At 66.8% G+C, this 21,328-nt stretch carries 21 protein-coding genes; 11 read left to right on the plus strand and 10 right to left on the minus strand.

Annotated elements, in window-relative coordinates:
* Positions 1-77 precede the first annotated feature (77 nt).
* The 5 genes from AWC31_RS24170 to AWC31_RS24190 form a co-directional block, all read right to left on the minus strand.
* Complete coding sequence (locus AWC31_RS24170) at positions 78-938, minus strand: cyclopropane mycolic acid synthase family methyltransferase (RefSeq protein ID WP_067856260.1); 861 nt, start codon at positions 936-938, stop codon at positions 78-80.
* Positions 939-1,137: 199 nt separating this feature from the next.
* Positions 1,138-2,010 carry a cyclopropane mycolic acid synthase family methyltransferase gene (locus AWC31_RS24175; RefSeq protein WP_085146465.1) on the minus strand — a complete coding sequence of 291 codons (873 nt, stop codon included), beginning with the start codon at positions 2,008-2,010 and terminating at the stop codon, positions 1,138-1,140.
* Between the two features lie 163 nt (positions 2,011-2,173).
* Positions 2,174-3,079: an alpha/beta fold hydrolase gene (locus AWC31_RS24180; RefSeq protein ID WP_085146466.1), complete on the minus strand. Its 906-nt coding sequence runs from the start codon at positions 3,077-3,079 to the stop codon at positions 2,174-2,176.
* On the minus strand, positions 3,080-4,438 hold the full coding sequence (locus AWC31_RS24185) for an ABC1 kinase family protein (protein WP_067856269.1): 1,359 nt from the start codon (positions 4,436-4,438) through the stop codon (positions 3,080-3,082).
* Between the two features lie 84 nt (positions 4,439-4,522).
* Entirely contained in the window at positions 4,523-5,521 is a 999-nt protein-coding gene (locus AWC31_RS24190) for an oxygenase MpaB family protein (RefSeq protein WP_275082809.1), read from the minus strand.
* A gap of 93 nt (positions 5,522-5,614) precedes the next feature.
* On the opposite strand from AWC31_RS24190, the gene AWC31_RS24195 reads away from it, so the two are divergent.
* Positions 5,615-6,214 carry a TetR/AcrR family transcriptional regulator gene (locus tag AWC31_RS24195; RefSeq protein WP_067856275.1) on the plus strand — a complete coding sequence of 200 codons (600 nt, stop codon included), beginning with the start codon at positions 5,615-5,617 and terminating at the stop codon, positions 6,212-6,214.
* 8 nt (positions 6,215-6,222) lie between these two features.
* Here AWC31_RS24195 and AWC31_RS24200 read toward each other — a convergent pair whose 3' ends face one another.
* Complete coding sequence (locus tag AWC31_RS24200) at positions 6,223-6,825, minus strand: DinB family protein (RefSeq protein ID WP_085146468.1); 603 nt, start codon at positions 6,823-6,825, stop codon at positions 6,223-6,225.
* 3 nt (positions 6,826-6,828) lie between these two features.
* Complete coding sequence (locus AWC31_RS24205) at positions 6,829-7,353, minus strand: DinB family protein (protein ID WP_085146469.1); 525 nt, start codon at positions 7,351-7,353, stop codon at positions 6,829-6,831.
* Positions 7,354-7,414: 61 nt separating this feature from the next.
* Here AWC31_RS24205 and AWC31_RS24210 point away from each other — a divergent pair, with 61 nt between their 5' ends.
* Positions 7,415-8,380, plus strand: a complete 966-nt coding sequence (locus tag AWC31_RS24210; protein ID WP_085146470.1) for a helix-turn-helix transcriptional regulator — start codon at positions 7,415-7,417, stop codon at positions 8,378-8,380.
* Here AWC31_RS24210 and AWC31_RS24215 read toward each other — a convergent pair.
* Entirely contained in the window at positions 8,337-9,431 is a 1,095-nt protein-coding gene (locus tag AWC31_RS24215) for an aldo/keto reductase (protein ID WP_234816982.1), read from the minus strand. The two genes, AWC31_RS24210 and AWC31_RS24215, sit on opposite strands and share 44 nt — an antisense overlap.
* A 122-nt stretch (positions 9,432-9,553) precedes the next feature.
* Here AWC31_RS24215 and AWC31_RS24220 point away from each other — a divergent pair, with 122 nt between their 5' ends.
* A complete protein-coding gene (locus AWC31_RS24220) occupies positions 9,554-10,396 on the plus strand; it encodes a helix-turn-helix transcriptional regulator (RefSeq protein ID WP_085146472.1) in 843 nt (280 codons plus the stop codon).
* On the opposite strand, the gene AWC31_RS24225 is transcribed toward AWC31_RS24220, so the two are convergent.
* Positions 10,382-10,957 (minus strand): nucleotidyltransferase family protein, encoded by a 576-nt coding sequence (locus AWC31_RS24225; RefSeq protein ID WP_110775242.1) that lies wholly within the window; start codon positions 10,955-10,957, stop codon positions 10,382-10,384. The two genes, AWC31_RS24220 and AWC31_RS24225, sit on opposite strands and share 15 nt — an antisense overlap.
* A gap of 62 nt (positions 10,958-11,019) precedes the next feature.
* Between AWC31_RS24225 and AWC31_RS24230 the strand changes: the two genes are divergently transcribed.
* From AWC31_RS24230 to AWC31_RS24245, 4 genes are read left to right on the plus strand one after another with little or no spacing between them, the layout of a single operon-like run.
* A complete protein-coding gene (locus tag AWC31_RS24230; RefSeq protein ID WP_085146474.1) occupies positions 11,020-11,778 on the plus strand; it encodes an endonuclease/exonuclease/phosphatase family protein in 759 nt (252 codons plus the stop codon).
* Positions 11,779-11,796: 18 nt separating this feature from the next.
* On the plus strand, positions 11,797-15,933 hold the full coding sequence (locus tag AWC31_RS24235; protein WP_085146475.1) for a glycoside hydrolase family 38 N-terminal domain-containing protein: 4,137 nt from the start codon (positions 11,797-11,799) through the stop codon (positions 15,931-15,933).
* Positions 15,930-16,541: a DUF7158 domain-containing protein gene (locus AWC31_RS24240; RefSeq protein WP_085147275.1), complete on the plus strand. Its 612-nt coding sequence runs from the start codon at positions 15,930-15,932 to the stop codon at positions 16,539-16,541. The genes AWC31_RS24235 and AWC31_RS24240 overlap by 4 nt, the downstream gene beginning before the upstream one ends.
* Positions 16,542-16,558: 17 nt before the next feature.
* Positions 16,559-17,467, plus strand: a complete 909-nt coding sequence (locus AWC31_RS24245; RefSeq protein ID WP_085146476.1) for an ROK family protein — start codon at positions 16,559-16,561, stop codon at positions 17,465-17,467.
* Here AWC31_RS24245 and AWC31_RS24250 read toward each other — a convergent pair.
* Positions 17,368-17,790, minus strand: a complete 423-nt coding sequence (locus AWC31_RS24250) for a winged helix-turn-helix transcriptional regulator (protein WP_085146477.1) — start codon at positions 17,788-17,790, stop codon at positions 17,368-17,370. The genes AWC31_RS24245 and AWC31_RS24250 overlap by 100 nt on opposite strands.
* Positions 17,791-17,869: 79 nt before the next feature.
* On the opposite strand from AWC31_RS24250, the gene AWC31_RS24255 reads away from it, so the two are divergent.
* From AWC31_RS24255 to AWC31_RS24270, 4 genes are all read left to right on the plus strand, one after another.
* Positions 17,870-18,301 carry an anthrone oxygenase family protein gene (locus AWC31_RS24255; RefSeq protein WP_085146478.1) on the plus strand — a complete coding sequence of 144 codons (432 nt, stop codon included), beginning with the start codon at positions 17,870-17,872 and terminating at the stop codon, positions 18,299-18,301.
* 320 nt (positions 18,302-18,621) lie between these two features.
* Complete coding sequence (rplJ, locus tag AWC31_RS24260) at positions 18,622-19,149, plus strand: 50S ribosomal protein L10 (RefSeq protein ID WP_085146479.1); 528 nt, start codon at positions 18,622-18,624, stop codon at positions 19,147-19,149.
* A gap of 34 nt (positions 19,150-19,183) precedes the next feature.
* Positions 19,184-19,573 carry a 50S ribosomal protein L7/L12 gene (gene rplL / locus AWC31_RS24265; RefSeq protein WP_067856314.1) on the plus strand — a complete coding sequence of 130 codons (390 nt, stop codon included), beginning with the start codon at positions 19,184-19,186 and terminating at the stop codon, positions 19,571-19,573.
* A 179-nt stretch (positions 19,574-19,752) separates the two neighbouring features.
* Positions 19,753-20,868: an ABC transporter ATP-binding protein gene (locus AWC31_RS24270; RefSeq protein ID WP_067856317.1), complete on the plus strand. Its 1,116-nt coding sequence runs from the start codon at positions 19,753-19,755 to the stop codon at positions 20,866-20,868.
* Positions 20,869-21,328: the final 460 nt, after the last annotated feature.

The following is a 21,328-nucleotide window of genomic DNA, read 5'->3' on the forward strand; positions in this document are numbered from 1 at the left end:
CCGGCTAGGGAGCGGAACCCGGTTGGTCCCACTCTCTACCCATCCGACGAACGGCGTTGCCTCAATCCGACAACTGGTTACTTCTGCAGCGTGAACTGATGAACGCTGATGTGGCCGGACGCGAAGTACTTCTGGCAGCCGTTGAGGTATTTGTCGTACCGGTCGTAGACCTCTTGGCCCTGCAGCGCGATCGCCTCGTCCTTGTGTGCCTCGAGTGCGTCCGCCCAGATCTTCAGCGTCTTGACGTAGTGCGGGCCGATCTCCTGCAGCTGCGTGAGCTTGAACCCGGCCTCGAGCGCCTTTTCCTTCTCCATCTCCACCGAGGGCAGGCGGCCGCCCGGGAAGATCTCGGTCATGATGAACCGGGCGAATCGGGCGTCTTCGAACGTCATGTGCAGGCCCAGCTTCTGGCCCTGCCGCAGGTCGAATCCGGTGATGTTGTGCAGCAGCATGATGCCGTCGTCGGGCAGCGCGTTGTAGGCCGTCTCGAAGAACGCCGGATAGCGCTCGAATCCGAAATGCTCGAAGGCGCCGATCGAGACGATGCGGTCGACCTTGTCGTCGAACTCTTCCCAGCCCTGCAGCCGCACCTCGACGTTGCGGTTCGTCGGTACCTTGGCCAGCTTGTCGATCGCGTACTCGCGCTGCTCGCCGCTGAGCGTCAGGCCGATGACGTTGACGTCGTACTTCTCGATCGCCCGTGCCATGCAGGCACCCCAGCCGCAGCCGATGTCGAGCAGCGTCATGCCGGGCTCCAGCCCGAGCTTGCCCAACGCGAGGTCGAACTTGGCGATCTGAGCCTCGTCGCCCGTCATGTCTTCGCGCTCGAAATAGCCGCACGTGTAGCCCATGGTCGGGCCGAGGAACAGTTCGTAGAATTCGTTGGAAATGTCGTAGATCGACTGTAGTTCTTCGTATTTCGGAGTCAATTTAGACATGTACGAAATGCTCCAAGCCTTAGAGTTCTCCCCGCCGAGTCGCCAGCCTACAACAGGTCTGCCCAGGTAGGGCTCGACTACTGTCAATCAACACCGATGGCAAACATAAAAAAGACCCGGTTGTGACCACGACGTTATCGGTGCCTGCGCAAACCGATCAGGCACCGACGTCCGACAGCGAAGCGACAATCGACACGGCCTACTTCTGCAGCGTGAACTGATTGACGTCGATGTAGCCGATTCGGAAGGCGTTCGCGCATCCGGTGAGGTAGTGCATGTAGCGGTCGTACATCTCCTGCGACTGGATTTCGACGGCCTCGTCGTGCTTGGCCTCGAGGTTGGCCGCCCACATATCGAGCGTGCGCGCGTAGTGCAACTGCAACGACTGCCTGCGCGTGAGCGTGAACGAGGCGCGCGCGGCATGCTCCTCGACCATTTCGATGGACGGCAGCCGCCCGCCGGGGAAGATCTCGGTGAGGATGAACTTGATGAACTTCGCGAGCTCGAAGGTCAGCGGGATCCCTCTGTGGTGGGCTTCGCGCGGATGCAGCGCGGTGATGGTGTGCAGCAGCATCACCCCGTCATCGGGCAGCGCGTCGTAGGCGAAGGTGAAGAAGTCGTCGTATCGGTCGTGACCGAAGTGCTCGAAGGCGCCGATCGACACGATGCGGTCGACCTTCTCGTCGAACTGTTCCCAGCCGGCCAAGAACACTCGCTTGTCGCGCAGGCTGTCGGAGTTCGCGAAGCGCTGCTCGACATGAGCCTTCTGATTCTTGCTGAGGGTCAAGCCGACGACGTTGACGTCGTAGCGTTCGATGGCACGCATCATCGTCGCGCCCCAACCGCATCCGACATCGAGCAACGTCATGCCCGGTTCAAGGCCCAGCTTGCCGAGCGCCAAGTCGATCTTGGCGATCTGCGCCTCTTCGAGCGTCATGTCATCGCGTTCGAAATAGGCACAGCTGTAGGTCCTCGTGGGATCGAGGAACAGGGCGAAGAAATCATCGGACAGGTCGTAATGCGCCTGTACGTCGTCGAAGTGCGGCTTGAGCTCTTGCGGCTGTTTGGCCATCGCGTTACCTCTCGGGGCGGACCGACCGGAGAGCTGCACCAGGCCCCGTCTTGACCTAGCTGGCCCCCCAGACTGCAGCAAAGCGTAAACCGCGTGTGGTCAGCTACCGAGTGCTATGGCTCAGGCAAAGGCGTCGCCTGCGTATTGACGTTGCGAACGCAAACTACCCGGCGTTGGCGAAGTTGGTCTTGAGCTCGCCGACGATCTCATCCCAGACGGGTTCGGGCAGCTCATGCCCCATGCCGTCGATGAGCACGAGCCGCGCGCCGTCGATCGCCTCGGCGACCGCCCGACCGCCGGCCGGACGCATCAGCCGGTCGGCGCGGCCGTGGATCACCACGGTCGGCGCGGTGATGCGCTTGTCGTGCTCGCGCAGGCTCCCGCTGCCGAGAATCGCGGCGAAGTGCCGCGCGATGCCTGCCGGGTAGTAGGCGCGGTCGTAGAGTTCGGCCGCTTCGGCCCGGATCTGTTCTTCGGGCGCGGGATAGCCCGGGCTGCCGTTGAGCCTGCTGATGCGGACGGCGTTGTCGATGATCGTCTGCCGCGAGGAGTTCGCCGGCGGGCCGGTGATGACCGACAACAGCTGCTTGAATCCCGGCGGGGGCAGGAACGCCTGGTTGTTGCTGGAGAAGATCACCGCGAGCGTCTTGGTGCGTGGCGCATGCTGCGACGCGAACACCTGCGCGATCATGCCGCCCATCGACCCGCCGACGACGTGAGCGCTGTCGATGCCGAGATGGTCCAGCAGGGCGGCCGCGTCGTCGGCCATGTCTTCGAGGGTGTAGACCGACGGGCTGCGCAGGCCCAGGAACGAGCGGGCCATGCGGATCGGGAGTGACGAGTCGACGCGCCGGCCGGACAGTTTGGTCGACAGCCCGACGTCGCGGTTGTCGTAGCGGATGACCCGCAGACCTTGATCGACGAGCTTCTCGCAGAACCCGGTGCGCCACAGCAGCAGCTGCGCGCCGAGACCCATGATGAGCAGCACCGCCGGATCGTTGGGGTCGCCCATGTCCTCGTAGTAGATGTCGAGATCGCCGGACTTGGCGTACCCGGTGCGTATCTGCATCTATGCCTCGAGCTCGTCTTTGTGTTCGCGACTGACCTCGACCATGAAGTTGGCGAAGTACCCGGTGAGTTGAGGGTCGCTCATCATCTGCCACTTCGGGGCGAGCAGCTTCATGTACCGCTCGACGTACAGGAACTGCTTGCCGATCAGCACGAGCTCGCGGGGGAGCTTGACGTCGTAGGCATCGGCCAGTGCCGACAATTGCCTGCCGATTTCCGCATACGACATATCGCCCAGCGACTTCATGGTCAGCGGCGTAGCAAACGCTTCGAGGTCTTTGGCGGCCTGTCCCTCCGGTTTCACCGTGCCCACCGCGCCCATCAGCACGACGATCTTGCCTGCCGCGGCGTGGTCCTTCTTGACCAGCAGGGCGTAGACGAGTTCACGCAAGAGCCAGCGGGTGCGCGGATCGATGCGGCCCATGATGCCGAAGTCGAAGAACACGATCTTGCCGTCGTCGTCGACGTAGAGGTTGCCTGCGTGCAGGTCGCCGTGGAACAGGCCGTGCCGCAGCCCGCCCTCGAAGACGCTGAACAGCAGGGCCTTGACCAGTTCGGTGCCGTCGAAGCCCTTCTTGCGGATGGCGGCCACGTCGTCGATGCGCACGCCCGTCACGCGCTCCATGGTGAGCACGCGCTGGCTCGTCAGATCCCAGTACACCTGCGGAACCCGGATGTTCTCGCCCAGTGGCGATGCGTGCATGTGCGAGATCCAGGCGTCCATCGACTGCGCTTCGAGGCGGAAGTCGAGTTCTTCGGCGAGGTTGTCGGCGAAGTCGGCGACGACGTCCTGCGCGGACAACCGGCGTCCGAGCTTCGCGAGCTCGACGAGCTGCGCGCCCCGTTTGAGGATCTGCAGGTCGGCGGCGACTCGGCGACGGATACCCGGCCGCTGGATCTTGACGACGACCTCCTCGCCGCTGTGCAGCGTCGCGTAGTGCACCTGGGCGATCGAGGCCGACGCGAACGGCTTGTCGTCGAACGACTTGAACAGGTTGTGCGGATCGTCGCCCAGTTCTTCGCGGAACAGCTGCTGCACCTCGTCGGAGTCCGCGGGCGGCACGCGGTCGAGCAGTCCGCGGAACTCGCGGCTCAGCGGTTCACCGAACGCGCCCGGGCTCGACGCGATGATCTGCCCGAACTTGACGTAGGTGGGCCCGAGATCGGAGAACGTCTGCGGGATCTGCTTGACGATTTTCTGCTGCAGCGAGCCGCGGCCGAGGATGTTGGTGACGACGCGTGCGCCGGTGCGGGTGATCTGCCAGCCCGTCGCGCCGATGCGGGCAGCCTCTACCGGCAGTGGCACCCGATCCAACTTGGCCACCTCGCGGTGCTTGGTTTTCGGCGGCGTAGTGCTCATTTCTGCAGTGTCTCAAAACCCGCGGTACTGCCAAAAATATGTGTGCTGCGCGTCACACCGCCGTTACGCTCGCGGACCTGCGCGTCACACGGTCGCAAAGCTGTCTTCGATCTCGTCGCGGCGCAGCAGCGCGTCGCTGCCCGGGACGTACGTCGGCTCGGTATGCGGTGCGAGCGCCGGGTCGATTCCGTCGGCCACGCGGGCCTTGGCCTGCCGGAACTCGGGCGTCGGCCCGGCCGCCAACTCGAGGCCGTTGATGATCGACCACGCCATGCTGCGGCGTGCGGCCCGTTCCACGAAGTTGGGGGACTGGTGCTGAATCAACTGCATGGCCCACTTGGGCATGGTGTCGCGGATCGCCCAGTCGATCGCGCTCTGCGGCAGCCCCAGGTTGGGGCCGGTGGCCATGGCCGCGCCGTGCGTCAAAGCGAGCCGGGGGAGGTAGGACTCCAGGCAGTCCAGGGTCTCGGCCTTGGTGGTCGGCAGGTCGGTGCCGCCGAGCGCATGGCCGACCCGGACGAATTCGCCGTAGTAGCGGTCAAGTTTCTTGCCGCGCAAGGGTTGTGGGTGATAGAGCTCGTGCGCGGTGGCCAGGCCCCACACCACCGTGGCGTAGTTCCAGCGCAGCCAGTCCGGATCGTCGGCGTCATAGACGGCGCCGTCGGGGCGGGTGCCCTTGATGGTGTGGTGCATCGAGCGGACGGTCTTGGCCAGCCGCTCGGCGGTGTCGGTCGAGCCGTAGGCGGTGCCGATGAAGAACGCGATCGAATGGCCGAGCCGTACGGCCGCGCCCGCCGGATCGATGCGAGGGCTCGCGACGCCGTTCTCGTCGCGTTGCACGAGCCGCGAGTGGTGCATGCCCATCCAATAGATCGACGGGTCGAGGCGTTCCATGTACGCCGCACACTGCAGCCCGAAGATCAGGGCGTGCAGATGCGAATGCACGTGCCACACCGCGCTGTTCGGCCCGAACCAACCCGGATCACCCTGTGGCCCGGCGAAATCCATGCCCCGGAAATAGTGCTTTCGGATGTCGCGGTCGAACTTCTGATTCAGCCACTGCCCGACGAATTCATGCGGCATAAACACGGGGTGAGCTCCCTTGTGCGCGGTTTGGTCACGGCTGTAACCACAATACAGTTTGGCTACAGGTGTGACCAGACATAGGCTGTAGCGATGTCGACCCCGACCCGATGGGCCGGCGTGCCGTTGACGGATCGCCGGGCCGAACGCCGAGCACTGCTCGTCGACGCGGCGTTCCGGCTGTTCGGCGAGGGCGGCGAGGCCGCGGTGTCGGTGCGTTCGATATGTCGCGAGTGCGGGCTGAACACGCGCTACTTCTATGAGAGCTTCGCCGACACCGACGACCTGCTCGGTGCGGTGTACGACGAAGTCAGCGCACTGCTCGCGGCCGATGTCGAAGCCGCGATGGCCGATGCGGGCGATTCGCTGCGGGCCCGCACCCGGGCCGGCATCGCCGCGGTGCTCGGATTCAGCTCGGCCGACCCGCGGCGTGGGCGCGTGCTGTTCACCGACGCGCGCGCCAACCCGGTGCTCGCGGCGCGCCGCGCGGCGACGCAGGACCTCCTGCGGGAGGCCGTGCTGAGCGAGGGCGGACGGCTCTACCCGGGCTCGGATCCGGTGGCCGCCCAGATCGGTGCGGCCATGTACACCGGTGCGATGGCCGAGCTGGCCCAGCAGTGGCTGTCAGGCAACCTCGGCGACGATCTGGACGTCGTCGTCGACCATGCCCTGAAGCTCGTGCTGGGCCGCTGAGCCTGACCTCAGGCCTGCCCGGCCGGCCGCCAGCGCTTGATCCAGTCGGTCTCTGGCCACTGTTCTTCGGCCGCCATCAACTCGTACATCGTTGCGCGGTCGATGGATTCGCGAATGATGTCGGCATGCCCGGCATGCCGGCTCAGCTCCTCGATGAGGTGCATCGCCACCCAGCGCACCGACCAGTTGTCGATGTCCTGCGGGAACCACGGCACGCCGTGCGGCACCGGCACGGCGGCGTCGAGATCCTGCTCGGCGAACACCCGCAGCGTCTCGGCATTCTGCGCCTTGAGTGCCTCCAGCAGACCGGCCAGTGTCTCGTCCTCGCGCATGACGTACTGATCGGCGTACTCGGCCATCTGCTCTTCCATCGGACGCGGGTCCGGTGGCGGGGCGGCGGGCGCGTGCGCGGCGCGGTCCGCCCAGCCTTTCTGGACCCCGGCGGCGTGCTTGACGAGCCCGCCGACCGACAGCGTGCTCACCGACGGTTTCGCGCGGGCCTGTTCGTCGGTCAGGCCATGGGCCACCGCGAAGAACGCGTTCTGCTGAAACGCCAAGAACTCCAAGAGGGTCTGGCGCTCGTCGGCGGCGGGAGGGGGCATACCGGGCATTGTTCAGTTCTCCTTGCTATGGGCTGTGTGTGCGTAAAGATCACGGATGCAAGCGATTTCGGCGCCGTGGTGGATGACCTCCCGGTTGATGTGCAGAACTAGCGTGGCCATGGAGTATTCGTCCCAGGGCGCCTCGGCCGGACCGCACGGCCGGTCGAGGTCATCGTCGCTGAGACTGCGCACGCCGTCGATCCAATTTCGGTAGGCGTCGTCGAGCTGGCTCAGCGCGGTGGCGGCGTCCGTCGCGTACGACCAGGACTGGTAGTCGGCGGGCGGACCGCCGAAGTGTGAGTGGTTGCGCATCGCCAGGACGCCGACGATCACATGGGCCAGCCGCCACGCGATCGTGGTGAACGGTGCGGGCTGCGGTTGGGGATAGGTGAAGTCGATCGAACCGTCGGGATGAATCGTCCAGCAGTCGGGGACCGGCTGCCAGAAATACTCGGCGTCCGTCAGGCCCTCGAGCCTCGGGCGCAACTGGTTCGTCCAGTGGAAATCCAATTGGAAGGCGAGATCGTCGTTCCTCATGCGACTACCTTCGCAGCCATATAGGACAGTTTCGGTCCTAAAACTCCGGCAGACTGTTGCCATGTCCGAAACGACCAGCCGGGTGCTGCAGCTGCTGGGCCTGCTGCAGTCGCGTCGCGTGTGGACCGGCGAAGAACTCGCCGAACGGCTCGGGGTCACCGGGCGCAGCGTGCGGCGCGACATCGAGCGGCTGCGTGACCTCGGCTATCCGGTCTACGCGAGCAAAGGCCACGGCGGCGGCTACCAGCTCGGTGCGGGCGCCGCGCTGCCCCCGCTGCTGCTCGACCCGGACGAGGCCGTGGCGATGGCCGTCTGCCTGCGGCTCGCGGCCGGCGGCAGCGTCGCCGGTGTCGGCGAATCGGCGCTGCGCGCATTGTCGAAACTCGACCAGGTCATGCCCGCCCGGCTGCGCTCACAGGTTTCGGCCGTGCACGACGCGACCGTCACGCTGGCGCCGACCTCGTCGGACTCGCCCGTCGACCCCGACGTCCTGATGACCTTGGCCCGGGCCTGCCGCGACCGCGAACACGTCGGTGCGGGCTACACCGACATCCGGGGCAACAGCACGCAACGTAGGCTGGAGCCCTACCAACTGGTGACCACCGGACGGCGCTGGTACCTCATGGCCTACGACCGTGACCGTGCGGACTGGCGCAGCCTGCGGCTCGACCGCATGTCGGACGTCCGGGCCATGGGCAGCACGTTCACCGCGCGCGACGCACCCGATGCCGCCAGCTATGTGCGGCGTTCGATCAGCTCCTCGCCCTACCGCTACGTCGCCCGGGTCCGCTATCACGCACCGGAACACGTTGTGGCGCAGAAGTTCTCGGCCGCGTCGGTGACGGTGGAAGCCGACGGGCCCGACGCATGCATCCTCACCGCGGGCGCCGACGACCCCGAACGCATGGTGCTCTACTTCGCCACCGTCGGACACGATTTCGAGATCCTCGAACCGCCCGAGGTCGCCGCCGCGGTGCGCGACGTCAGCGCGCGGCTGCTGCGTGCACGTCAGGCGACAAGTCCGTGACGCCCTCGATCCGTACCCCGCCGAATAACACCTGGCGGGGCATCTCGCGGTTCAGGAAGTCGTGCGGGAACCCGAGTTCCACTGCACTGACGTCGGCAAGTTCGGCGAGAAGCGCGTCGGGCAATTCCACCTCAAGTGCGCCGAGGTTCTCGGTGAGCTGAGCCTCGGTGCGCGCGCCGACGATCGGGGCAGTCACGGCCGGATTGCGCAACGTCCACGCAATCGCAACCTGAGACGGTGTGTGCCCGAGTTCGGCGGCAACCTTCTTCACAACGCCGACGATCCGCAACGCGCGTTCGGTGAGCGAGCCGTTGGCCGCCGCGACGTTGCGCCGGGAACCCGAGGGGTCGGAGCTCACGGTGTGCTCGAGGTCGGTGACGTCGTACTTGCCGGTCAACACCCCGCTGGCCAACGGCGACCATGGCACCACACCGAGCCCCATCTCCGTCGCCATCGGTATCAGGTCGCGCTCGGTGGTCCGTTCCACCAGGCTGTATTCCACCTGCAGGGCGATCAAGGGGGACCAGCCGCGTAGGTCGGCAATGGCTTGCATACGCGCGACCTGCCAAGCCGGGGTGTCCGAGATGGCGACGTAGAGCACTTTGCCGGCTCGCACCAGGTCGTCCATGGCGCGCAGGATCTCCTCGACCGGCGTCGAGAAGTCCCAGGCGTGGAGATACAGCAGGTCGAGGTAATCGGTGGCGAGCCGGCGCAGGCTCTCCTCGACCGACGCGACCATGCTCTTGCGGTGATTCCCACCGGAATTCGGATCGCCCGGGTCGCGCGCCATGGAGTACTTGGTGGCCAGCACGAGACGTTCACGCCGGCCTTGGGCGAAGTCACCGAGCAGCGATTCCGAGGCACCGTCGGTGTAGCGGTTCGCGGTGTCGATGAAGTTGCCACCCCGATCGAGATATGCATCGAGAATCCGGCGGGCCTCGTCGGCGTCGGCGCCCCAGCCCCAAGCATCGCCGAAGGTCATCGTGCCGAGTGCAAGCGGAGATACCCGCAGACCGGACCGTCCGAGTAAGCGATAGGTGTCGAGTTCCACTCCAGTCCTTTCAAGAGAACAGCATTCGGTGCCTGCCTCGATCGTTCGCGCGGCGATTGATCCGGGCCAGGGAAGGCTCATCCTGGGAAACGGAGTCCCACCCGTACCTAGACTCTCGAGTCATGGACACAACCCGGGAACTGGCCGAGTTCCTGCGCGATCGGCGAGCCAGGCTGGCCCCGGCCGACGTGGGCATCCCGGCGTCGGACCGGCCGCGCCGCACACCCGGCCTGCGGCGTGAAGAGGTCGCCGAACTCGCCGGGGTCAGTGTCGACTACGTGGTGCGGCTCGAACAGGGCCGCGGGCTGCGGCCCTCGGCGAGCGTGCTGGACGCACTCGCCCGCGCGCTGCGCTTGGACGCCGACGAACGCCGGTACCTGTTCGACTTGACCGGTCAGCGTGCCGAAGGCCTCGATGCGGATATCAGCGAGGAGGACGACACCGGCCCGCTCGAACGTCTCGTGGCCGATCTGTCGCCGCTACCGGCGATGTTGATCAACCATCGTTTCGACGTGCTCGCGTGGAACCGCGAGATGGCCGCGCTCATGGTCGACTTCGGCCACCTGCCGCCCGCCGAGCGCAACACCATGCGACTGTGCCTCACCCACCCCGGCTTCCGGGATTTCTACCTCGACCGTGAACAGGTGATCCGGGAAGGTATCGCCGACCTTCGCGCCGCCTGCGCGGTCCATGCCGACGACACAGCGCTGACCGAACTGGTCGAATCGTTGCACGCGCAGAGCGCCGAGTTCGCCCGGCTGTGGGCGCTGCACGATGTGCGGGTTTACGGCCGCGGCACCAAACGGCTGGCGCACCCACAAGCAGGAGAACTGACGGTGGCGTTCGAAGTGCTTGCGCCACTGCAGAATCGCGACTGCCGGCTCATCATCTACCGGGCCGCCGACGCGGCGTCCCAGGCCGCGCTGAACCGAATCGTCGCCGGGCCGTCGTCACTCGCCGGCTGACTCGTCGATCCGCTGGGTGATTCCCAAGCGATCGGTGAGCACCAGAAAGGCCGCCGCGAAGTCGTTGTCGGCGGTGGCTTCGCGAACCTTGTCCCAATCGACCTGCTCACGCACCGCGCGGGCAGCGGGCAACAGCGCCGCGAAGTCACAGTGGTGTTCGTTGAGCGAGCATAGCTTTTCCGACACCACCAGCGTCGGCGGCAACACCGGCATCCGGATCGCGAGCACGTCGACCACATCGGCGGACTCCAGCGTCGCGGCATCCACCGACACGCCGTTGAGCTGGTAGAGCACATCGACCAGGACGTCGTCGCCGGAGTACGCCTTGAACAGCCAGTCCTCGGGGGTGCGCACGATCCGGAAGCCGGCCTTCTGCAACGTCACCTCGGCGGCTTCGGCGTCGACCTCCGCGACGACGAAATCGACGTCGTGCACGGGCTCGGGAGCGCCGTAAACCCACAGCGCATAGCTCCCCGCGAGCGCGAACTCGGGCCCGTGCGCCTTGAAGGCCGAGGCCGCGCGTTTGAGCGCGTCGCGCAGTTCGTCGTTTCTATCGAGCACGTGACCATCCCGGATTCGTCGACGGCGGTTGCTGGAGCTTTCCAGATGGGTACCAAGTACCCATGCGAGTGGCCACCTTCAACATTTTGCACGGACGCAGCGTTCACGAGGGCAATGTCGACCTCGACAGGCTGGCGGCCGCGGTGTCCGAACTCGACGCGGACATCCTCGCGTTGCAGGAGGTCGACTGCGACCAACCGCGCTCGGGGAAAGCCGACCTGACCGCTGTCGCGGCCAAAGCCATGAACGCCGTCCATCACCGGTTCGTCGCCGCGATCTCCGGCACGCCGGGCGCCACCTGGATGGCGGCCACCGGGCGCGAACAACCAGGAACCGCCGCCTACGGCATCGCGCTGTTGTCGCGCTTTCCCGTCGAGAACTGGCAGGTGCTGCGCCTGCCGCGCATCCCGGTGCGATTCCCGATGTACCTGCCCGCGGTCCGCGGGATACGCATCGTCCACGAGGAACCCCGGGCGGCCGTCGTGGCACGCGTCGACACTCCGTTGGGCCCGATGACCGTGGCGAACACGCACCTGTCGTTCGTGCCCGGTTGGAACAAAGTCCAGCTGCGCCATCTGGTGCGCGACCTCAGCGGTTTTCCCGGGCCGCGGCTGCTCGTGGGCGATCTGAACATGGGGCCGGGCCGACCGGCGAATTGGCGGGCGCTGGGATCCGCGTTGACGTTTCCCGCCGACGCCCCCGGCCAACAGCTCGACCACATCCTCACCGACGACCCCGCGCTGACAGTCACCGAATGCGCGGCGCCGCACCTGCCGATTTCCGATCACCGCGCGCTCGTCGTCGACATATCCGAGCCGTGACGCCGTAGGGTCGGTGAGGTGCACGTCACGTCAGTAGAGACGACGGAGCTGTTCGCCGGCCCTGCCGATGCGCCCCGGCAGCTGGTCCGGGTGAGCTACACCGGCTGCGTATCGCCCGGCGAGGTGAGGGTGACCGGCGACGGGCTGGCCGGGCAGGCAACGGTCGAGCCCGGGGACGGCGTGGTCGAAGTGCCGGTGGTGGTGGACAACCCGGTGCCGGGCGAGATCCGCCGCGCCCGCGCCGAGCATGTCGAATTCGATTTCGCCGTCGCCGAACCCGGCTGGACGATGTACATGATCAGCCACTTCCACTACGACCCGGTGTGGTGGAACACCCAGGCCGCCTACACCAGCGTGTGGACCGAGGACCCGCCGGGCCAGTGCCGCCAGACCCACGGCTTCGACCTCGTGCAGGCCCATCTCGAAATGGCGCGCCGGGAACCGGAATACAAGTTCGTGCTGGCCGAGGTCGACTACCTCAAACCGTACTGGGACGCCCGCCCGGAAGACCGGGCCGACCTGCGCCGGTTCATCGCCGACGGCCGGGTCGAGATCATGGGCGGCACCTACAACGAGCCGAACACGAACCTGACCAGTCCGGAGACCGCCATCCGGAACTTCGTGCACGGCATGGGTTTTCAGCGCGACGTGTTGGGTGCCGAGCCCGCGACCGCGTGGCAGCTCGACGTGTTCGGGCACGACCCGCAGTTCCCGGGGATGGCTGCCGACGCCGGCCTGACATCGAGTTCGTGGGCGCGTGGCCCGCATCATCAGTGGGGCCCGATGCAAAACGACGGCGACCCCGAACGCATGCAGTTCCCCAGCGAGTTCGAGTGGATCGCCCCGTCCGGGCGTGGCCTGCTGACCCATTACATGCCGGCGCATTACTCGGCGGGCTGGTGGATGGACTCGTCGGCGTCACTGGCCGAGGCCGAGGCCGCCACGTACGCGCTGTTCACCAAACTCAAGCGCGTCGCGCTGACGCGCAATGTGCTCCTGCCCGTCGGTACCGACTACACCCCGCCCAACAAGTGGGTCACCGAGATCCACCGCGACTGGAACGCGCGTTACGTATGGCCGAAGTTCGTGTGCGCGTTGCCCAGTGAGTTCTTCGCCGCGGTGCGGGCCGAGCTCTCCGAACGCGGTGTCGAGGCGTCGCCGCAGACCCGGGACATGAATCCCATCTACACCGGCAAGGACGTCTCCTACATCGACACCAAGCAGGCCAACCGGGCGGCCGAGGACGCCGTGCTCGACGCCGAACGGTTCGCGGTGTTCGCGGGCCTGCTCGGCGGGGCTGACTACCCGCAGGCGGCGCTCGCGAAGGCGTGGGTGCAACTCGCCTACGGCGCTCACCACGACGCCATCACCGGTTCGGAATCCGATCAGGTCTACCTCGACCTGCTCACCGGGTGGCGCGATGCGTGGGAGTTGGGGGTCACCGCGCGCGACAATGCGCTGGCCCTCTTGTCCGAGGCGGTCGACGGTTCCATCGTGGTGTGGAACTCCCTGGCGCACAAGCGCACCGACATCGTGACGGTCCACCTGGACGAGCCGTTCACCGGTGCGGTGCTCGACAGTGACGGCAATGAGATGGACGTTCTCGTCGAGCACGGCGGCGCGACGGTGAGCTGGCTCGCGCGTGATGTCCCGTCGCTGGGGTGGCGCTCCTACCGGCTTTCCGACGGCACCGCCGGCGGCTGGGAGCCGCTACCCGGTGACCGCATCGTCAACGACCGGTTCCGGTTGCGGGTGGACGCGGCACGGGGCGGTGGCGTCGTGTCGCTGACGCGTGACGCCCGCGAGCTCATCGCCGACGGCGCGGTGGGTAACGAACTTGCCGTATATGACGAATATCCCGCGCATCCCGAAGCGGGGGAGGGGCCGTGGCATCTGCTCCCCAAGGGGCCGGTGGTGCGCTCGTCGTCTGCTCCCGCCGACGAGATCGCCTGCTATCGCAGTGCGCTCGGCCAACGGGTGGTCGTGCGCGGCCGCATCGGTGACCTGTTGCGGTACACGCAGACCATCACGCTGTGGAACGGCGTGGACCGCGTGGACTGCCGAACCACGATCGACGAATTCGTCGGCGCCGACCGGCTTCTGCGGTTGCGCTGGCCGTGCCCGGTGCCTGGCGGGCTGCCCGTCAGCGAAGTCGGCGATGCGGTCATCGGGCGCGGATTCGGCCTGTTGCACGACCGTTCGGGCGAGGCCGTCGACGCCGCGCAACATCCATGGACGTTGGACAATCCCGCATACGGCTGGTTCGGGTTGTCCTCGGCGGCACGCATTCGCGTCGGACCGAACGCGGTGCGTGCGGTTTCGGTGGCCGAGGTGATCACCGGCGACGCCGCTGGCATCCGTGACTTGATGGTGGCGCTCGTGCGGGCCGGCGTGACCGCCACGTGCAGCAGCGCCGACAAGCCCCGCTATGGCGACCTGACCGTGGACTCCAACCTGCCCGACACCCGGTTCGCGATCGGCGGACCCGACGAGAATGCTTTCACCGCAGCGGTTCTCGCCGAGGCAGACATTGCATACACCGACGAATTGAAGCGTCAGCTCGACGAGTCCGGCTCGGCGCGCGTGTGGGTTCCCGCGGCCGCGTCGCTCCTCGAGCAGTGGGTGCCCGGGGCCGACCTGCGCGGCGTGCGTGCGCTGCCGGTGCTGATACTTGCAGGCGGGCTCGGGGCCGTGATCGACGATCTGGCCGATGCGGAGATACGCGTCGAGCAACGGGCACCGAACGGCGTCGAGCCGTTCGAATCACGCACCGTCGCGGTCCTCAACCGCGGGGTGCCGAGTTTCGCGGTCGACCCGGACGGGACCCTGCACACGTCGCTCCTGCGGTCCTGCACGGGCTGGCCGTCGGGCACGTGGATCGACCCGCCGCGCCGCACCGCACCGGACGGCTCCAACTTCCAGCTCCAGCACTGGACACACACGTTCGACTACGCGGTTGTGGCCGGCGACGGTGACTGGCGGGCAGCGGGTGTGGCAGCGCAAGCTGCCGAATTCAACCGGTCGCTGCGCGCGGTCACGGTGCAGCACAGCACCGAGGGTGGGCTACCGCCGTGGGGATCACTGCTCGAGATCGAGCCGGCCGGCTCCGTGCAACTGGGTGCACTCAAGGCCACCGGTAACCCGCTGGCCTCGGGAAGTGTGCGCAGCGTCGACCCCGCTGAAAGCGTGACCGCGAGGCTTGTCGAGATCAACGGCGCGGCAACGGATGTGAAGATCTGCTCCGGGCTGCGCTCCGTCATGGCAGCGGCTCACCTGAACCTACTGGAGGAGCCGGACTCCCGTGCCGCGGAATCAGAACAACTGCACCTGCACGGCTACGAGATCGCGACGGTGTCCACGCAGTTGAATCTGCCGAAGGTGCTGCGTGCCGACCATCGGCAACTGGCGCCCGAGGCCGAGGCGGCGCAGCCGCTATACGCGCGCTACTGGCTGCACAACCGCGGGCCCGCACCGTTGGGCGGCCTGCCCGCGGTGGCCCATCTGCACCCGGAAAACGTTGTGGCCGAACCGGGCTCGGAGAGCGTCGTACGGCTGACCGCGGCCAGTGACTGCACTGACGCCCCGCTGCACGGCCGCGTCAAGCTCGTGGTGCCGTCGGGCTGGGCCGCGCAGCCCGACGAACTGCCGTTCGTCCTGCCGCCCGACGAGCACCTGGAAACCGAAGTGGTGTTGACCATTCCGGCGGGTGCCGAGGCCGGGCTCTACCCGGTGTGCGCCGAACTCGCGGTCACCGGGGCAGACTCGTCCGGACTGCCGCCGTCGTGGCGTCAACGCGTCGAGGACGTCTGCATCGTCACGCTCGGCGAACCGGACGCACACGTGCTGAAACTGGTGACCGAACCGAAGCCGGTCGAGGTGAGAGCCGGCGAAACGGCGCGGCTGTCGCTGACCGTCGGTACCGACGCCCGCGCCGGGCTGTCGGCCGAGGCGCATCTGATCAGTCCGTGGGGCACGTGGGACTGGATGGGCCCCGCCGCGGTCGGGACGCATCTGCCGCCCGGTGGCTCGGTCGAGATCGGGTTCGACGTCGCTCCGCCGGCATGGGTCGAGCCGGGCGAATGGTGGGCCTTGATCCGGGTCGGCTGCGCCGGGCGGCTGATCTACTCACCGGCGGTGAAGGTGACCGTGCGATGAGCGTGGCGGCACTGGTGTCGGGTGAACCCGTTCTGGTCAAGGAAATCGACGAACGTGAGGCGCAGCTGCGGGCGACGAATTTGGCGTCGGCACTGCCGCGGCCACACACGAGCGAAGGCAGACAACTCCGCCGCTGGCTGACCCAGCTGATCGTGGCCGAACGGGTCGTCGCCGCCGAGGCGGCCGCACGAGGCTTGACGGCGTCGGGCGTACCGGCCGAGGACACGGTGGTGCCGGACACCGCGGCGCGCCTGGAGATCGGCAGCGTCGCAGCCTCGACTCTGGCCGACCCGGTGGCACGGGCAGTGTTCGCCGACGTCACCGCGGCCGTCCGCGTCGACGATGCTGACGTGACTGCCTACCACGCTCGCAACCCGATGCGTTTTGCCGCGAAACCCGTTGTGGATGAGCAGGGTTGGCGCAGTCGGCCGGTGGAACCCGCGCTCGACGATGTCTGGGAGCGGATCGCCGAGCACCTGCTCGCCGCGGCCCGCAGGCGCGCATTCCGGCTGTGGCTCGACTCGCGCTGCGCCGAACTCGTCCAGCTCTCACCCGGATACGAACATCCCGGTGACCCGCGCCAGCCCGACAACACCCACAAGCACTGATGAGCAATGCTGCACCAATGAGCGCTCTCACTCTCGCCCTCGACATCGGCGGCACCAAGATCGCAGCCGGTCTGGTGGACCCCGACGGGTTGCTCGTGCACCAGGCCAAACTGCCCACGCCGGACGGCGACGCCGAGACCGTATGGGCCGTCGCCGAGCAACTGCTCGCCGAGACGATGAAGGTGGCCGACGGCCGTGTCGACGGCGTCGGTGTTGCCTCGGCAGGGCCGATCGACCTGCCCAGCGGCACCGTGAGCCCGATCAACATCGTTGAGTGGCATCGCTTTCCGATCGTCGAGCGGGTGGCCGCGGCGACCGGTCTTCCGGTCCGGCTCGCCGGTGACGGCGTGTGCATGGCGCTCGGCGAGCACTGGCGTGGGGCGGCGCGTGGCGCCGATTTTCTGCTCGGCATGGTGGTGTCGACGGGGATCGGCGGGGGACTGGTGCTCGACGGCGCACCCTATGACGGCCGCACCGGCAACGCCGGTCACGTCGGCCACGTCATCGTCGCTCCCGAGAACGGTGCGTTGTGCACGTGCGGCGGGCACGGCTGCGTCGAGACGGTCGCGTCCGGGCCGAACATGGCCCGGTGGGCTCGCGAACAGGGTTGGGACGCCCCGCCGGAGGCGGACGCCAAAGAGCTCGCGGATGCCGCCAACGCCGGGGACCGGTTGGCGCTCAAGACATTTCAGCGGGGTGCCACGGCAATCGCGGCGATGATCGCGTCGGTGAGTGCGGTATGCGACCTCGACCTCGTGGTGATCGGCGGTGGCGTGGCGAAATCCGGGGCGCTGCTCTTCGACCCGCTGCGGGCGGCGTTGGACAGCTACGCCGGGCTGGACTTCCTGCGCACGCTTCGGGTGGTCCCCGCCGAACTCGGCGGGGACGCGGGCCTGGTCGGGGCGGCTGCCCTTTTACGTGACTGAGCGCGTTGCATGTGAGTGCGGCCCCAGTCGCACAGCGTCTGCAGAACCGGCGCGAGCGTCATCCCGTACTCGGAGATCGAGTAGTGCACGCACGGCGGCACGGTGCCCGCGTCATGGCGGTCGATGATCCCGGCATCGACGAGATCGTGCAGATGGCGGATGAGCATGCGTTCGGTGATCTCGGGGATGCTGCGCCGCAGCTCGGCTGTGCGCATCGGCCCGTCGACCAGGCGCCACAGGATGGTGCCCTTCCAGCGGCCGTCGATGACCGACAGCGTGGCGTCGATCGGACACTCGCCGATTTCTTTCTTCGACACCGGCATGCCATGGCTCCTCGTGTTGGTTGCTGACTAATTTGTCAGTACCTTGTTTTTTGTCAGCTTACTGACCAGGGTCGATGTTGTGAAAGAGATTATCGAGATCCTTGCCGTCCTGGTCACCGGCGCGCTGGTCGGCGTCGAGTTCGGAGTAACCGCCTTCAGTCACCCGATCCTGGAGCGGCTGCCGGACACCGCGTACTCGCAGGGGCGTTCGGCCAGTGCGCGGGTTCTCGGCAGGGTCATGCCGTTCTGGTACGGCTTGGTCGTACTGCTGCTGCTCACCGTCGTGGTGCTGCAGCCCGGGCCGTTGTTCTTCGCCGCGGTGGTGGCGATGGGCGCCGTCATGCTGCTGACCTTCATGTTGCTCGTGCCTGCCAACAATCGCGTGGCCGCCTGGGCCGGCCCCGCCGACGTCTCGCGCGAGCTGGCCGGGCGCTGGGACCGGCTGCACTGGGTGAGAGTGGCCTTGTTGGCCGTGGTGTTCGTGCTGTTGGTGGTGGGAAGTGGGCGCTGACGCGCGGCGAGCGACCGCTGCGGCACGCTTTTTGCGGCGTGTTGACGTACAGACACGGTCGCTCGCGGTGCAGGGATTATGAAGTCAGGCGGGTGTTCGGGTACCCTGGCCGAGTTCCACCGAAGACCGTCGGTCACCGATGAGCGCTTGCGCGAAGAGCAAGTGGCTCGGAAATCGGTTGAAGGTCCGGGAGTTCCCGGCGGCCCACGCAGGAGGACGAGGTAGAAGCATTCTTGCGCGCCCCGACCTGTCTGCGTCGGGGCGTTCGTCATTTCCGGCCTTCATGTGGTGGACGACCCAACCATCACGAGGAGGCAAGCATGGCCCAAGCTGAAAAGGCCACCGCGGTCGCCGACATCGCCGAGAAGTTCAAGGAGGCGACGGCCACCGTCGTCACCGAGTACCGCGGCCTGACGGTGTCCAACCTTGCCGAGCTGCGCAGGTCGCTGGGTGACGGAGCCACATACACGGTTGCCAAGAACACCTTGGTCAAGCGTGCGGCTGCGGAAGCCGGCATCGAAGGTCTGGACGATCTGTTCTCCGGGCCGACCGCCATCGCGTTCATCAACGGCGAGCCCGTCGACGCCGCCAAGGCGATCAAGAAGTTCGCCAAGGACAACAAGGCCCTGGTCGTCAAGGGCGGCTACATGGACGGCAAGGCGCTGTCCGTCGCCGAGGTCGAGCGGATCGCCGATCTGGAGTCGCGCGAGGTGCTGCTGTCCAAGCTGGCCGGCGCACTGAAGGCGAAGCAGTCCCAGGCCGCGGCGCTGTTCGTGGCGCCCGCGTCCCAGGTCGCCCGCCTGGCCGCAGCTCTGCAAGAGAAGAAGGCCGGCGAAAACGCCGCCTGACAAACCACCACCAAGAGATAGATAAGGAATCACCATGGCAAAGCTGTCCACCGACGAACTGCTCGACGCGTTCAAGGAAATGACCCTGCTGGAGCTCTCTGAGTTCGTCAAGCAGTTCGAGGAGACCTTCGACGTCACCGCCGCCGCCCCGGTCGCGGTTGCCGCCGGCCCGGCCGCCGGTGGCGCGCCCGCCGAGGCCGCCGAGGAGCAGTCGGAGTTCGACGTCATCCTCGAGGGTGCCGGCGACAAGAAGATCGGCGTCATCAAGGTCGTCCGCGAGATCGTCTCCGGCCTGGGCCTGAAGGAAGCCAAGGATCTGGTCGACGGCGCTCCCAAGCCGCTGCTGGAGAAGGTCACCAAGGAAGCCGCCGAGGAGGCCAAGAGCAAGCTCGAGGCTGCCGGCGCTTCGGTCACCGTCAAGTAATTCGCGATTCAGCGAAAAGAGCCCCCGGATCAGCGCGATCCGGGGGCTCTTTGCTGTTTGTGCCGGAGCAAATCGGATACATCGGCACAACCATGATTCCTCGGTGCGCAGTGCGCTATGGTGACTCAAGCCACAGGCCAGAGCCGGTGGCACGGTGAGGCGTAGGCGGAAGGATCTTTATGGGCGTCCAAATCGACGTGAACGGACTGAGCAAGTCTTTCGGATCGTCCAAGATCTGGGAAGACGTCACGCTGTCTGTCCCGGCCGGTGAGGTCAGCGTGCTGCTGGGCCCGTCAGGTACCGGTAAGTCGGTGTTCTTGAAGTCCCTGATCGGCCTGCTGCGCCCGGAGCGCGGCTCCATCATCATCGACGGCACCGACATCCTCGAATGCTCGGCCAAGGAGCTCTACGAGATCCGCACGCTGTTCGGTGTGCTGTTCCAGGACGGCGCGCTGTTCGGCTCGATGAACATCTACGACAACACCGCTTTCCCGCTGCGCGAACACACCAAGAAGAGCGAGAGCGAGATCCGTGAGATCGTCATGGAGAAGCTCGCCCTGGTCGGTATGCCCAACGACGGCCACAAGTTCCCCGGTGAGATCTCCGGCGGTATGCGCAAGCGCGCCGGCCTGGCCCGTGCCCTCGTGCTCGACCCGCAGATCATCCTGTGTGACGAGCCGGACTCCGGTCTGGACCCGGTCCGTACCGCCTACCTGAGCCAGCTGCTGATCGACATCAACGCCCAGATCGACGCGACCGTGCTGATCGTGACGCACAACATCAACATCGCGCGGACCGTGCCCGACAACATCGGCATGCTGTTCCGCAAGAAGCTGGTCATGTTCGGGCCGCGCGAGGTGCTGCTGACCAGCGAAGAGCCCGTCGTCAAGCAGTTCCTCAACGGCCGCCGCATCGGCCCCATCGGCATGTCCGAGGAGAAGGACGAGGCCACCGCGGCCGCCGAGCAGGCCCTGCTCGACGCCGGTCAGCACGACGGTGGCGTGGAGGAGATCGAAGGCGTCCCGCCGCAGCTGACCGCGACGCCGGGCATGCCCGAGCGCAAGGGCGTGGCCCGTCGCCGGGCGCGGGTGCGCGAGATCCTGCACACCCTGCCGCCGCAGGCCCAGGCCGCCATTCTGGAGGAGCTCAACGCCCACGATGCGCAGCAGGGCGGCCAGGTCCAGACCCAGACGGCTCCGGTGGACAATTACGACGAGCCGACCGCACGGCACAGCCGCCCGATCGAGGACGACGCTCCGACGGGCGCCATCGAGGTGCCCAAGCAGCAGGCCTGACCGAAACCGACAGCGATCCGGCGCGCCCATCCGTGGGTAGCGCCGGATCGGCGTTTGACGAGGGGGGATCGGCGAGGCGTTCACCGGCGCTCAAGATCAGTTACCGCGACAAATCCCACCCCAAACAGCGTGTGAGCCCTTGACGGACGGCCCCAAACGGGCCAATCTGTTGGGCAGCATGTGTGAAGGGTCGAGTCGCCAGCCAGCGCCGGGTGACCCATCTCATGCAATGGATGTGTGGTGGTCGAGGAATGCTCGTTGAATAACTGGCGGACGTGCGCTATCGTTGGACGTTGCGCTGGCTGCATCCTGCCCACCTCACCTGTACCTGACACCGTGGTCCTAGCCTGAGTCGTTTGCTCAGTACCTAGTCCTGTGCCGTGCGTCCAGGGTTTTGGACAGGCGGTATCCAGCCGAACCGACGCAGAATTCGCGACAAAAGGTCCGGTGCAGGCCGGCG

Source organism: Mycolicibacterium wolinskyi (assembly GCF_002101965.1).
GTDB classification, from domain to species: domain Bacteria; phylum Actinomycetota; class Actinomycetes; order Mycobacteriales; family Mycobacteriaceae; genus Mycobacterium; species Mycobacterium wolinskyi.